Annotated in this window: 15 protein-coding genes; 11 read left to right on the top strand and 4 right to left on the bottom strand. The window is 56.0% G+C overall.

The window, feature by feature from the left end; all coding sequences use genetic code 11:
- Positions 1-207 precede the first annotated feature (207 nt).
- From C8N45_RS18850 to C8N45_RS18820, 6 genes are all read left to right on the top strand, one after another.
- Positions 208-768: a FliH/SctL family protein gene (locus C8N45_RS18850; protein WP_108387827.1), complete on the top strand. Its 561-nt coding sequence runs from the start codon at positions 208-210 to the stop codon at positions 766-768.
- Positions 761-1,051 (top strand): FliM/FliN family flagellar motor switch protein, encoded by a 291-nt coding sequence (locus C8N45_RS18845; protein WP_108387825.1) that lies wholly within the window; start codon positions 761-763, stop codon positions 1,049-1,051. Before C8N45_RS18850 ends, C8N45_RS18845 begins: the two co-directional genes overlap by 8 nt.
- Before the next feature lies 1 nt (position 1,052).
- Complete coding sequence (fliP, locus tag C8N45_RS18840; RefSeq protein WP_108387822.1) at positions 1,053-1,781, top strand: flagellar type III secretion system pore protein FliP; 729 nt, start codon at positions 1,053-1,055, stop codon at positions 1,779-1,781.
- A gap of 299 nt (positions 1,782-2,080) precedes the next feature.
- Positions 2,081-2,737: a hypothetical protein gene (locus tag C8N45_RS18835; protein ID WP_133176012.1), complete on the top strand. Its 657-nt coding sequence runs from the start codon at positions 2,081-2,083 to the stop codon at positions 2,735-2,737.
- A gap of 400 nt (positions 2,738-3,137) precedes the next feature.
- Entirely contained in the window at positions 3,138-4,067 is a 930-nt protein-coding gene (locus tag C8N45_RS18825) for a VOC family protein (RefSeq protein ID WP_108387818.1), read from the top strand.
- Between the two features lies 1 nt (position 4,068).
- On the top strand, positions 4,069-4,662 hold the full coding sequence (locus C8N45_RS18820) for an alpha/beta hydrolase (protein ID WP_108387816.1): 594 nt from the start codon (positions 4,069-4,071) through the stop codon (positions 4,660-4,662).
- Positions 4,663-4,672: 10 nt separating this feature from the next.
- Here C8N45_RS18820 and C8N45_RS18815 read toward each other — a convergent pair whose 3' ends face one another.
- Positions 4,673-5,320 (bottom strand): pseudouridine synthase, encoded by a 648-nt coding sequence (locus tag C8N45_RS18815; protein WP_108387814.1) that lies wholly within the window; start codon positions 5,318-5,320, stop codon positions 4,673-4,675.
- Positions 5,317-5,970, bottom strand: coding sequence for a YggS family pyridoxal phosphate-dependent enzyme (locus tag C8N45_RS18810; RefSeq protein ID WP_108387812.1), 654 nt, complete (start codon positions 5,968-5,970; stop codon positions 5,317-5,319). Before C8N45_RS18810 ends, C8N45_RS18815 begins: the two co-directional genes overlap by 4 nt.
- A gap of 226 nt (positions 5,971-6,196) precedes the next feature.
- Between C8N45_RS18810 and C8N45_RS18805 the strand changes: the two genes are divergently transcribed.
- From C8N45_RS18805 to holA, 5 genes are all read left to right on the top strand, one after another.
- Positions 6,197-7,309 (top strand): porin, encoded by a 1,113-nt coding sequence (locus tag C8N45_RS18805; RefSeq protein WP_108387810.1) that lies wholly within the window; start codon positions 6,197-6,199, stop codon positions 7,307-7,309.
- 157 nt (positions 7,310-7,466) lie between these two features.
- Positions 7,467-7,859 (top strand): DUF3576 domain-containing protein, encoded by a 393-nt coding sequence (locus C8N45_RS18800; RefSeq protein ID WP_108387808.1) that lies wholly within the window; start codon positions 7,467-7,469, stop codon positions 7,857-7,859.
- A gap of 76 nt (positions 7,860-7,935) precedes the next feature.
- Positions 7,936-10,485 carry a leucine--tRNA ligase gene (gene leuS / locus C8N45_RS18795; RefSeq protein WP_108387806.1) on the top strand — a complete coding sequence of 850 codons (2,550 nt, stop codon included), beginning with the start codon at positions 7,936-7,938 and terminating at the stop codon, positions 10,483-10,485.
- Positions 10,475-10,963, top strand: coding sequence for an LPS assembly lipoprotein LptE (gene lptE / locus C8N45_RS18790; protein ID WP_245882748.1), 489 nt, complete (start codon positions 10,475-10,477; stop codon positions 10,961-10,963). The genes leuS and lptE overlap by 11 nt, the downstream gene beginning before the upstream one ends.
- Complete coding sequence (gene holA, locus C8N45_RS18785; protein WP_108387804.1) at positions 10,960-11,982, top strand: DNA polymerase III subunit delta; 1,023 nt, start codon at positions 10,960-10,962, stop codon at positions 11,980-11,982. The genes lptE and holA overlap by 4 nt, the downstream gene beginning before the upstream one ends.
- A gap of 242 nt (positions 11,983-12,224) precedes the next feature.
- On the opposite strand, the gene C8N45_RS18780 is transcribed toward holA, so the two are convergent.
- Together C8N45_RS18780 and C8N45_RS18775 are read right to left on the bottom strand one after the other, a co-directional pair.
- Positions 12,225-12,446, bottom strand: a complete 222-nt coding sequence (locus C8N45_RS18780; RefSeq protein WP_108387802.1) for a hypothetical protein — start codon at positions 12,444-12,446, stop codon at positions 12,225-12,227.
- A 343-nt stretch (positions 12,447-12,789) separates the two neighbouring features.
- Complete coding sequence (locus C8N45_RS18775; RefSeq protein WP_108387859.1) at positions 12,790-13,002, bottom strand: hypothetical protein; 213 nt, start codon at positions 13,000-13,002, stop codon at positions 12,790-12,792.
- Positions 13,003-13,017 lie beyond the last annotated feature (15 nt).

The raw sequence follows: 13,017 nt of genomic DNA, 5'->3' as shown, positions 1-13,017 counted from the left end.
CTTTCTCATCGTCCACTCCTCAGTGGCTACGATGAGCAACAAACCCTCCCTTAGCAAATACAGCTATTTGGACCCATAGGCGCTGACGTCAGACAGGATGAGAATCCCGTCGCAAGATTGCGCAATATGATTGCTGACCGAGAAACTGAAACCATTCAGATTTTGCAGGATTGGATTGAAGAACCCACACAAGAGGAGCGCGCGTAAATGACGTCTGTACTTATGCTCGAATCATTTGAAGCCGCCGTTGCGGTGGATGACGCAATAGGTCCGGAATATAGTCAGGGCTATCAGGATGGACTTGCGGCAGGCACAGCCGCCGTACAGGTTGAAATCGGTATGCTTGATGACACCATCGTCCAGTGCATTTCCGACATCGAATTCACATATGCCGAAGCAAGAGCGCAACTGCTTTGTTCTCTGCAACCGCTCTTCACTACTCTGGTAGAAAAGATATTGCCGCAATGCGTCGATAGTGGCTTCGTGGCCCAGGTTGCAGGTATTTTGTACAATGCCGCCGAACAAGATACGCAACCCGAAATCACATTGCACGTTCATCCCCAAAATGTGGCGCAAATCGCAAATCAGCTAGCAAGTCTGGAAAAAGATGTCGCCGTGAAACCGGACCAGACACTGTCGACACATGCGGCGTGGCTCTTGCAGGGGCGTGTCGAAACGTTTCTCGACCTTGATAGTCTACTGGAGGACATCACTGAGGCTCTCAACACGATCTCCCTTGAACAGGACGGAAGCGAAGCAAATGGATGACCTGACAAAAACGGCGGACAGCCACGAAGAGCACCCGCTGCAAAGAGTGCCAATAGAGATTTCGGTCACCGTTGGCAAAGCGCGACCAATGGTCCGTGAGCTTTTGAGCCTTGGTGAAAATGCGGTCCTGCCTCTGGACAAGAGAATTGAAGACCCGGTGGAGCTTTATGTCGGCGGCAGACTGATTGCGCGGGGCGAGTTGCAGGAACTTGAAGGGGGTGAGCCGGGGCAGTTGGCGGTACGCCTGACCGAAGTCGCATCGGACAAAGGTGAACTGAGCTAAGATGCGCAGACTTCTCGGCGTCACCTTCCTTTTACTATTTGTTTGTGCGTTGCCTGCGCACGCGCAAGACCTTTCGCTTGATTTTGGCGATGATGGCTCTTTGGCTGCGCGTTCGGTTCAGCTATTGATACTTCTGACCGTGCTGAGCTTGGTGCCCGGCATTGCAATTATGGTGACATGCTTTCCATTTATTGTGACTGTTTTTGCAATCTTGCGGCAGGCGATTGGGTTACAGCAATCACCGCCGAACATGTTGATTGTAAGCCTCGCTTTGTTTCTGACCTATTTTGTGATGGAGCCTGTGTTTATCGCGGCGTGGAATGCCGGCATTGATCCACTTCTTTCAGGCTCAATAGAGGTCGAGCAGGCCTTCAAGCAGACCATGGAGCCTTTACGCCTTTTCATGTCGGGGCGGATCGAACCTGATACGTTTGCGGCTTTGGCTGAACTGCGGCCCGACCTGACTGCCGAGATCGAAATTGACGATGCACCACTATCTGTCGTGATCCCTTCGTTCATGCTGAGTGAAATGGAGCGCGCCTTTCAGGTCGGCTTCCTGATATTCATCCCGTTTCTGATTATTGATTTGGTAGTGGCGGCAGTATTGATGTCGATGGGTATGATGATGGTTCCGCCCGCAATTGTGTCGCTGCCGTTCAAACTTGTGTTTTTTGTTGTCGCTGATGGCTGGGCTCTGATCGCCGCAAGTCTGGTGAGCAGCTACGGCTAACCGGCTGGCGCGGTCGCTTGCACACTGTTCCCCAAATAAATGCAACCCATCCCTATATTGTGTTTTATGTGCGTACGACGTGCAACTGTTGTATCGTCGGTGGCCCGACACCTGATATGCAATGAAGTCCCAAAAGCCGGCGCTTTCTAAGCAAAGTTAGTACACTTGGGGACCAAGAGCGCTTTCCACAGTGTGAAATCAGCGTGGCAAAGGCGCAATTCGGCTCTAATCCTGCCGCCCTTAACCATTCATAATGATGCGCTGCCTATACTCACTCCTGTAACATTACAGGAGCACACATGATGAGGCTATTCGCGGCAACACTTGCCATTTTTATTTCTGCGGGCACCCTGCCCTCTGCGCAAGAACAGGGTGACGTTTCGGTTGCTCTCGGGCTGTCCACGCTTGGTGCCAATGTCGAAGTCGCCTACGCAATCGACCCGAATTTCCGAGTGCGGGGCGCGCTGATGGGCGGGTTCTCTGTCGAGGAAAGCGGCACCGAAGGGGACACGGGGACCTACGATGGAGAAGCGACACTTGGTGGCCTTGCCGTATTGGGTGATTTTTACCCGATGGCGAATGGATGGCGAGTCTCGGGCGGCTTGTTCTTTTCAAACACTGAAATAGATGCGCTGGCAGAGGCCAGTGCTGACGCGCCGATCGAAATTAACGGCGTCGATCAAGTGAGTGGGTCTGTGCGAACCACGGCGAAATTCGAAAATACTGTCGCCCCGATGATCACCACGGGCTATGATCTGAGGTTCGGCGATGGCTGGAGCTTTAATTCAGAGGTGGGTGTGATTTTCACCGGCGGCGTTGATCTTGAAGCGACGGCTGGCGGGGCCATTGACCAGTCACTCATCAATGATGATCCTGAGTATCAAGATGCGCTTGATGACGCGCGTGATCTCACCCTGTTCCCCTACATAGGCTTTGCGGTCTCTTATCAATATTGACAAATCGCGCCCCGCTGGATTGTTGGCAGGGCGCAAAATGGCGTGGTCGCGCCCCGCGCCGAGCACATGATTTATTGATCTGTGCAAAGAGCTTCAGTTCTTCAGTTTCGTTGTGCGCCAATATGGCAGGACTGTCTTGAAACCGCCCAACTGTCACCAGTCTAATCGTGCAAGGCAAAGCTGCCTTGGTCGGTTTCCACAGTTAGATTTGGGAATACATTTTTAATACCTAAAGACATGTCACTCTCCTCAAGGTTACTCTGCGTGCCGTATAGATGGCGGGTGACAGACGGCCAGAGGATATTTCGTGTGCGCCATCGCACGAAGGCAGTGCTTAAATGCGCCTTTTGTGCGAGAGGATGCGTGTTATCTGGATGTCAAAGAACTTTTGGAGAAGAAAATGCTCACCCAGATCAAAGGCCTTCATCACGTCACGTCATTGGCCAGTGACGCCCGCATGAACAATGCGTTTTTTACGAATGTCCTTGGCTTGCGCCGGGTTAAAAAGACAGTCAACTTTGACGCGCCGGATGTCTATCACCTCTATTATGGTGACGAAACCGGCACTCCGGGCACCGTCATGACCTATTTCCCCTTTCCGCACGCGGCCCGCGGCAGACAGGGTGTTGGTGAGGTCGGGCGCACAGTTTTTAGTATCCCTACGGGCGCGGCGCGCATGTGGGTGGATCGGCTGAGCACATTCGAGGTCGCCAACATATCCACCAGCAACAAATTCGGTGAAACCCGTGTCCTGTTTGACGGACCGGATGGCGACGGCTTTGCTTTAGTGGAAAGCGATGACAACCGCACACCCTGGACAGGGGCAGGTGTCAGCGAAGAGATGGGAATCCGTGGATTCCATTCGACTGACATGCGCCTGAAAAATGCGGGTGCCAGCGCCGAGTTGTTGCAGTTCATGGGATACGAAAGGCAGGATACAGATGGCAATGTCACCCGGTTCATTGTGCCCGGCGGCAACGATGCAAATACGATTGACCTCGAAGAACTGCCAGATGCACCATTCGCAACGCAGGGGGCTGGATCAGTACATCACATTGCATTTGCCGTTGAAAATCGCGCCCGGCAGTTGGAGGTTCGCGAAGCTTTGCTGGACACGGGGTATCAGGTCACGCCGGTGATTGATCGTGACTACTTTTATGCGATCTATTTTCGGACACCCGGCGGGGTCCTGTTCGAAGTGGCCACAAATGAACCCGGCTTCGATCGCGACGAAGACACAGCCCATCTTGGTGAAGCCTTGAAGTTGCCGAGCCAGCACGAGCATCTGCGCGCAAAGTTGGAGGGCTATTTGGCCCCGTTGGAAGATTAGGATGACCTATTTTGCAAAACGGACGAAGGGGGCAGCGGGCCAGCCGCTGTTCCTGACATTTCATGGCACCGGCGGGAATGAAGAACAGTTTCACGGACTGGCCCATCAGTTGAGGCCAAAGGCGTGGATCACCTCGCCGCGCGGGGATGTGTCTGAATATGGCGCGTTGCGCTACTTTGCGCGCGCAGCGGAAGGCGTCTACGACATGGACGATCTTGCCGCCCGGACCGACGCGATGGCGACATTCATTGCGGCAGAGAAAGCAGTGGCCAAACCGTCGCGCACCATCGGGCTTGGTTACTCTAACGGTGCGAATATACTGATATCGGTTGCTTTGGCGCAGCCTGATTTGGTGGATGATCTGGTATTGATGCATCCGCTTATCCCATGGGCCCCGGCCCCGCAGCCGGGGCTTGCGGGCCGGCGTGTCCTGCTTACCGCAGGCCGACAGGACCCGATTTGTCCGGCGGTAGAAACGCAGCAACTGGCGGACTATCTGGATCAACAGGGGGCAGAGGTGTCGCTTCATTGGCATGCCGGTGGACATGAAATTGCACAGAGCGAAATTGCCGCGATCGCGGACTTTCTGGGCTAGGGTTCTGCGCCTAGAACGGTGCCTTGGCGGTGATGCGCATCCCTTGCCCGCCGTCCGGGTGGCGGAATTGCAGTGTTTCGGAATGCAACATCAGGCGCGGATAGTCCCGCGCCTGACCATGTGAATAGAACGGATCACCCAAAATCGGATGTCCAAGCGCGAGCATATGCACGCGCAACTGGTGCGATCTGCCGGTCTTGGGCATCAGACGCACACGGCTTTCACCATTTTTCGCGCGGATGACTTTCCAATCGGTGATCGCCTGTTTGCCATTTTCGTGATCGACCATCTGTTTGGGGCGGTTGGGCCAGTCCACAATCAGGGGCAGGTCGACCGTGCCCGATCTTTCAGCCATCTCGCCCCAGACGCGGGCCATATAGGTTTTTCTGGTCTGGCGTTTTTCGAATTGCAGACCAAGGTGGCGCTGGGCGTGTGGCGTCAGCGCAAAAATCATCACGCCGGACGTATCCCGATCTAACCGATGCACCAGCAAAGCCGTGGGAAAAACCGCCTGAACCCGCGTGATCAGGCAATCGCCAAGTGCAGGGCCCTTGCCCGGTACCGACAACAGCCCGCTTGGCTTGTCGACAAGAACGACCTCGTGATCGTCGTGCAAAAAAACCAAAGGATCAGAAGGTGGGTTATAGTCACTGCTCACCCGGGCACACGTTCCCCGAAAATCGCCGAGCCGACCCGGACATGTGTCGCGCCCAGTGCAATGGCGGTTTCAAAATCCGCACTCATTCCCATGGATAGGCCTGCAAGGTCGTTCCGTTCCGCGATCTTGGCGAGCAGGGCGAAATGCAGACTTGGCACGTCCTCCACCGGGGGGATGCACATCAAACCCTTGATCGGCAGGTCAAGGGCGCGTGCTTCGGCAATGAACGCATCTGCCTCGGCGGGTACAACGCCCGCTTTCTGCGGTTCCTCGCCAGTATTGACCTGAACGAACAAATCCGGGCATGCCCCCATATCTTGTGCTAGCCGGGCGATGGTCTTGGCAAGTTTGGGGCGGTCGAGCGTGTGTATCGCATCGGCCAGTTCCATGGCCTGCCGCGCCTTGTTCGTCTGGAGCGGCCCGATCAGATGCAGTTTGATCCCGTCATAGGATTCTCGAAACATCGGCCACTTGCTGGCGGCCTCCTGAACTTTGTTTTCCCCAAAACTCCGGTGGCCCTGATCCAGAATCGCACGCACACGTTCGTTGGGCTGGACCTTGGAAACAGCAATCAACTCGACATCTGATACCTGTCGGCCGGCGCCTTCACAGGCCTTTGCAAGCCGTGCTTTAATATCTGAAAGTGGCATGAAACGCTCCGGATAGTGTGTAAGTGCCCGTTATGGGACAACAAATATGCGGATTCCGCCTGCTTGTCATGGCAGAAAACACTGTGTGACCTTGATGCATCATTTTAATTTGTCTGGACGAAAAGACCGCCAATTTACTTGAGTGTGCAAGCCGTAAGGCGCAGTTAGTCGTCAATGCTAGAACATCTGGCATTCTTGGGAATGCATAACACGAGGGAAAATATCCATGAAAAGCATCCTTCTTACAACAACTGCGATTGTTGCCTTTGCTGGCGCCGCAGCTGCTGACGGGCACACTTCTGTTGCTCACTCACTGTCCGCTACTCTGGGTTACAACGACACAGAAAACGCATTTGACGACAACGAGCTTGGCTTCTACTGGGAAGGCAACCTGACAACGACCGCAACAGCTGCGCTGGACAACGGTCTGACTGCAGGTGCTTACTTTGAAATCGAAGTCGCTGGCGACAACGACGGTATCAACGACGATGGCGGCAACATCTTGGAATCTTCTGATTTCGTTCTGTCTTTGACATCCGACATGGCTGGCCTGTACTACGGCGACACTGGCCGTGCTGCTGAGCAGTACTGGGTTTCCGCAGGCGACATGGAATCTGACGGCGTATCCACAGGTTCTGACTCTGCTGTTATCCGCGGCGACGTAGACTTCGGTGCCTATCAGGCTTCTGTATCCTACATCATCGACGAAGAAACTGACTCAGAAGAGCAGCTGTCTTTCGGTGCAGCAGCTGACTTCGGCGTTGTGTCTTTGACCGTCGCTTACCAGGAAGAAACAGACTTTGCTGACTCTGACGGCGACTTCAGCGGCGACGAAATCCTTGGCGTTTCTGCAACCGGTTCTTTCGCTGGCGCAACTCTGACTGTTGCTTACGCTGACAACACAACTGCTGACTCTCAGTCAACAGGTGTGAAAGTTGCATATCCATTCGGCCCAGTAACTGCGACTGCTTACTACGTTGACGAAGCTGGCACAGACTTGCCTGACGAAGATCCTAACTACGGTGTGAACGTTGCTTACGCAGACGGTCCAATCGCCGCGGCTGTAGACTTCCAGGACGATCAGGGCACCACAATCACAGCTCTGGATGTGTCTTACGACGTTGGCAACGGCATCACAGCTTTCGCTGGCTATGAAGTCAACGACCTGGAAAGCGGCGCAGACTATGCTGACGAATTCTATGTCGCTGGTACATTCGACCTGGGCGGCGGTGCATCTGTACTGGTTTCCTATGCTGAAGGTGAAGACAACGCTGACGACGAAATCGGCGCTGGTGAGTACCAGGAAGGTACAACTGTTGAGCTGAACTTCGCGTTCTAAGCCAAACAGTCATCCGACTTAAGTCAGAGCGGTCCTTCGGGGCCGCTCTTTCTTTTTGCGGGTGGTTTCCTGGGGCAGCGGCCATAACCACTTGTGACCAATCGCCCCCTTCGCTAAACCTTTGAAAACCCCGGCTGACGGGAAAGGTGGAGTAACAATGACCTTGAGAACAATCCGTTTCGGTCTGGTGGCGCTTGTTGTTGCTGCCTTGGCGGCATGTGGTGGCCCGGCCCCAACCCCGCGCGGCGCTGAAAATGTGGCAGTGAACCGCTACCTGTGGGCGGCGTCGTTGGATGTGCTAAGCTTCCTGCCCGTCGAAACGGCTGACCCTTTTACTGGTGTGATCGCCACAGGATATGGCACGCCCCCCGGTGGCAGCACGGCTTACCGCGCCAATATTCAGGTATCTGACCCTGCGCTTGATGCACGGTCCCTGAATGTTGCTCTGCAAACCCGCAATGGCCCGGTTGCGGTCGAAACCCAGCAAGCCGTGGAAGATGCGATTCTATCGCGTGCCCGCCAATTGCGTATTGCCGATGGCGCCCTATAGCCATTGGCCGCTTGCCCGATTATGAATACCGCCGGGCCAACTGCCCGGCGTTTTGCTATTTGGAAAGACCGACCCGATGAACACCTATACCCCCGCAGAGATTGAGTCCAAGTGGCAGGCCAGCTGGGCCGATGCTGCGACCTTCAAAGCTGAACGCAGTGACGACAAGCCCAAATATTACGTGCTTGAGATGTTCCCCTATCCCTCGGGCAAATTGCACATGGGTCACGTGCGCAACTACACGATGGGCGACGTGATTGCGCGCTACAAACTGTCCACCGGCCATGCCGTTCTGCATCCGATGGGCTGGGATGCGTTTGGCATGCCCGCCGAAAATGCCGCAATGGCCACGGGCATCCACCCCAAGGACTACACCTACGGCAACATCGCCGACATGAAGGCGCAGATGCACCCGCTGGGCCTGTCAATCGACTGGTCCCGCGAGTTTGCGACCTGCGATCCCGAATATTATGGCCAGCAGCAGGCGTTGTTCATCGACTTTCTGGCCAAGGGGCTGATTTATCGCAAGAAAGCGGTCGTGAACTGGGACCCGGTTGACATGACTGTTCTGGCGAACGAACAGGTTATCGACGGCAAGGGCTGGCGCTCTGGTGCCGAGGTCGAGCGGCGTGAGCTGGTGCAATGGTTCTTCAAGATCAGCGACTATTCCGAAGAACTACTGGATGCCATCGACACGCTCGACAACTGGCCTGCCAAGGTCAAGCTGATGCAGGCCAACTGGATTGGCAAATCCCGTGGCATCGAAATTCCGTTTCACCCGACTGACGGCGGCGATCCGATTGTCTGCTATTCCACCCGCCCCGACACGATGCGCGGCGCGAGCTTTGTTGCTATCTCGGCCGAGCACCCCCTGTCTCGTGCCTTGGCCGATGACAACCCCGCGCTTGCCACTTTCATCGCGGAAACCCGCAAGATGGACACGACAGAGGCCGCGATGGAAAAGGCCGAAAAGAAAGGGATCGACACAGGCATAACAGTGCGCCACCCGATCTACCCGGATCAGGAACTGCCCGTCTGGGTCGGTAACTTTGTCCTGATGGACTACGGCACTGGGGCGGTCTTTGGTTGCCCGGCCCATGACCAGCGCGACCTTGATTTCGCCCGCAAATATGGCCTGCCTGTCCGCAACGCATTCCACATGCCTAATGCGCCCGTTGATGTTGCAGATATTGCTTTGGTGCCGAATAAGTCTGAAAAGGTATGTTATATTGATCACTTCGCAGGGCTGACAGAGGCGACCAGCCAAGAAGGGATTGATGCGACCATCGATTATTTCGAGGCGCATGATCTGGGGCAGGGCCAGACCAAATTTCGCCTGCGCGACTGGGGCCTGAGCCGCCAGCGCTACTGGGGCTGTCCGATCCCCATCGTGCATTGTGCCGATTGCGGTGCGGTGCCCGAGAAAAAGGAAAACCTGCCGATCGAGTTGCCCTATGATGTGACATTCGACATCCCCGGCAACCCGCTGGACCGCCACCCCACGTGGCGCGATTGTACCTGCCCGTCCTGTGGCAAGCCTGCCCAGCGTGAAACCGACACGATGGATACATTCGTGGATTCATCGTGGTATTTTGCCCGCTTCACGGCCCCTCACGCCAAGACACCAACGGATATAGATGAGGCCGCCTATTGGATGAATGTTGACCAATATATCGGCGGAATCGAACATGCGATTTTGCACCTGCTTTACAGCCGCTTCTTTGCACGTGCGATGAACATGACCGGGCACTTGCCGCAGGGCACGTCAGAGCCTTTCAATGCGCTGTTCACGCAAGGTATGGTCACGCATGAGATTTATGTGACCCGCGACGCGCAGGACCGTCCCGTGTATCACCTGCCCACAGATATCGAATGGACGGAAAGTGGCGCGCGCTTGGGTGCCAGCGGTGAAGAGGTGCAGGTGATCCTTTCGGCCAAGATGTCCAAATCCAAGAAAAACGTCGTCGACCCTGATGATATTCTACAGAAATTCGGGGCCGATACTGCGCGTTGGTTCGTGCTGTCCGACAGCCCGCCGGAACGCGACGTGGAATGGACCGCCTCTGGGGCAGAGGCCACCCACAAGCACCTGAGCCGTGTCTATCGCGTTGCAGGCGACATTGCTGCAATGGAGGAAGGCGCAGGCGCGGATGACGATGCACTGCTGCGTGCAATGCACAAGGCGATCCATGATGTGACGATGGGCGTTGAAAGCTTTGGCTTTAACGCTGCCATTGCCAAACTTTACGCCTTTACCAACGTGCTGGCAAAGTCCAAAGCGGGCGGTACGGTCAAGCGGCAGGCAGCGAAAGTGTTGGCGCAACTGATGTCACCCATGACCCCCCATTTGTCAGAGGAAATCTGGGCGATGCTTGGCGGCGAAGGGCTGATCGCCAATGCCGTCTGGCCGGTCGCTGACCCCGCCATGCTGGTCGAGGACACGGTGACAATGCCGATCCAGATCAACGGAAAACGGCGCGCCGAAATACAGGTCGCCGCAGATGCCAGCAAAGAGACGGTCACGGAGATGGCGCTGGCCCTTGATGTTGTGCAAACGGCGCTGAATGGCGGGGCACCCAAGAAACTGATCGTCGTCCCCGGGCGGATTGTGAATATTGTCGTCTAGCTCTATCATCCCTCGCCGCGCGGCTCTTTTGGGTCTGTTCGCGCTGGCCGGATGCGGCTTTGCGCCGGTGCATGGCGGGGCTAGTGCTGCGCGGGGCCGTTTCGATTTCGATACCAGTGACACTGTTGCAGGTTTTCGGATGCGCGCACAGCTTGAACGCAGGTTGGGTGCGCCACAGGCCCCGCAATACCTGCTTGAGGTGCGCCAGACGGCCCCGCGCCGCCCTGCCGCGATCCGGTCAAGCGGGGTGACCGTGCGTTACAACCTGATCGGCACCGCGACGTGGCGTCTGCGCGATGTTGCCTCAGGCAGGGTGATCGACACGGGCGAGGTCGAAGGCTTCACCAGCTATTCTGGGACCGGTTCAACGGTGGCCACGCAATCAGCCGAAACCGATGCGGCGGCCCGTCTGTCTGTAACCCTCGCTGATATGATCGTCACGCGCATGTTGGTTCTGTTGCAGGACGCACCCTCATGAAGATGAACGGGCAGGCCGCCAATGCCTACTTCCGCAAACCTGATCCAGCCCACACGGGTCTGCTGATCTTTGGGGCCGATCCCATGCGCGTCGCTGAAAAGCGGCAAGAGGCAATTGCCGCCCTTGTGGGGCCACAAGGCGAAGAAGAAATGCGCCTGACGCGGATCAACGGGGCTGATCTGCGCAAGGATCCCGCCCTGCTTAATGATGCTATCAAGGCGCAGGGATTCTTTCCCGGCCACCGTGTTGCTTTTGTCGAAGATGCCACCGACACACTGGCCAAGATCGTCGAAGGGGTCTTGATCGACTGGCAACCGGGCGATGCACAACTGGTGATCACTGCAGGTCAACTCACCGCGAAGTCGGCGCTGCGCAAACTCTTTGAAGTGCACCGCAATGCCGTTGCCGTTGGCATTTATGATGATCCCCCCACAGTGGGGGACATCGAACAGACCCTTGCACAGGCAGATATTCCCAGGCCGGGCCCAGATGTGATGGAAGCACTTATGGCGCTTGCCGGATCGCTTGAGCCGGGGGACTTCCGCCAAACCATCGAAAAGGTCAGCCTTTACAAGCTGGGTGATGATACGCCTCTGACCGTCGCTGATATCATGGCCAACGCGCCGCAATCGGCTGACGTGGATGTGGATGATATTCTGGATGTTGTGTCTCAGGGGCAGGCCGATGCGCTTGGCCCTGTACTGCGGTCGCTCTATGCGCAGGGGGTGACGCCGGTAACGCTGTGCATCGGGGCGATGCGTCACTTTCGGCGGCTGCATGTGGTTGCTTGTGATCCCGGCGGGCCAGCGGCCGGTGTCGGGCGGTTGCGTCCGCCGGTGTTTGGGCCGCGTCGGGACAAGATCGCGCGTCAGGCCGGGCAATGGGGGCGTGACCGGCTTGAAAGGGCGCTGACGGCCTTGACCGATGTCGACCTGTCCCTCAGATCCGCAAGCCGTGCGCCACAGGCGGCTCTGATGGAGCGTACACTCATCAGGTTGGCCATGATGGCGCGACGTTAAATCAGTTCAAGAAACGCTTTTGCCGCTTTGCAGATAGCGTGGTGCGAATCTGCTGCGATAGGCCCTGTTTCTTATGGCCAAAATATCCTGGGGGTCCGGGGGTGAAGCCCCCAGCCTGTCGGCTTGCAGCGCAAGCCGATACGTTTGCCGCAAGAGCCAAAGCCGCGCGTATCACAGGCTTCATTCAAAACGAAAAGGGCTGGCGTTTCCGCCAGCCCCGTCCCATCCGAAGATGGTAAATATTACTCGTCGTCGTCTTCTGCGTTGACAGCCGCTGCGATCAGCAGTGCAGCAAGCACACCGATGACAACGTAAGTCGCGCTGACGGAAGAACCCGCAGGCTCCATTTCTTCAACGATGACAGGTGGCTGTTCGATAACAACAGGAGCTGGGCTACCAGCCTGTACTGCGAAACCGGAAACAGTCAGGGCGGCTGCTGCCGCAAGAGTAGTTACAAAGCGCATTGGATAATTCCTTTACTGCGTTACGACCTGCACGATGCAGGTCGGTCATGGGTTAGTTTTGCAAGGTTTCAGTTGTCTTCTGCCTCTATAGCAGATGTGTTTAACACTGCTGCTGGAAGACGAGAGATCACATATATCGGGCTGATGGAAGGGGGCAAAAGTGAAGCAAGCATAATCTGTGGGACTTAGACCACAGTATTACCGGGGGCGCTGCGAACACTGCGATGCTGACGTCAATGAAATTGGACGCTGAAACCACGGTAATAATGGCGAGCAATCATGTTCTTCGTCGTTTCTGGTCGGCCAGGCAAAACAAGCCGACCAGATTTGATAATATCTATTTTTACTCGTCGTCTTCTGCATTCACAGCAGCAGCAATCAGCAGTGCGGCGAGAACACCAATAACGATATATGTTGCGCTGACAGAAGAACCGGCAGGCTCAGGTGCGACAACAACGGGTGGTTCCATTACTTCTGGGGCAAGGCCACCAGCAGAGGCAGCAAAACCGGAAACAGCCAAAGCAGCTGCAGCAACGAGCGTAGTAGTAAGGCGCATGACAATACTCCATTT

The sequence above is a fragment of the Yoonia sediminilitoris genome, from assembly GCF_003058085.1.
Lineage (GTDB): Bacteria > Pseudomonadota > Alphaproteobacteria > Rhodobacterales > Rhodobacteraceae > Yoonia > Yoonia sediminilitoris.
Note: the sequence above shows the minus strand (reverse complement) of the source record. Positions and strands in the feature narration are given on the sequence as shown.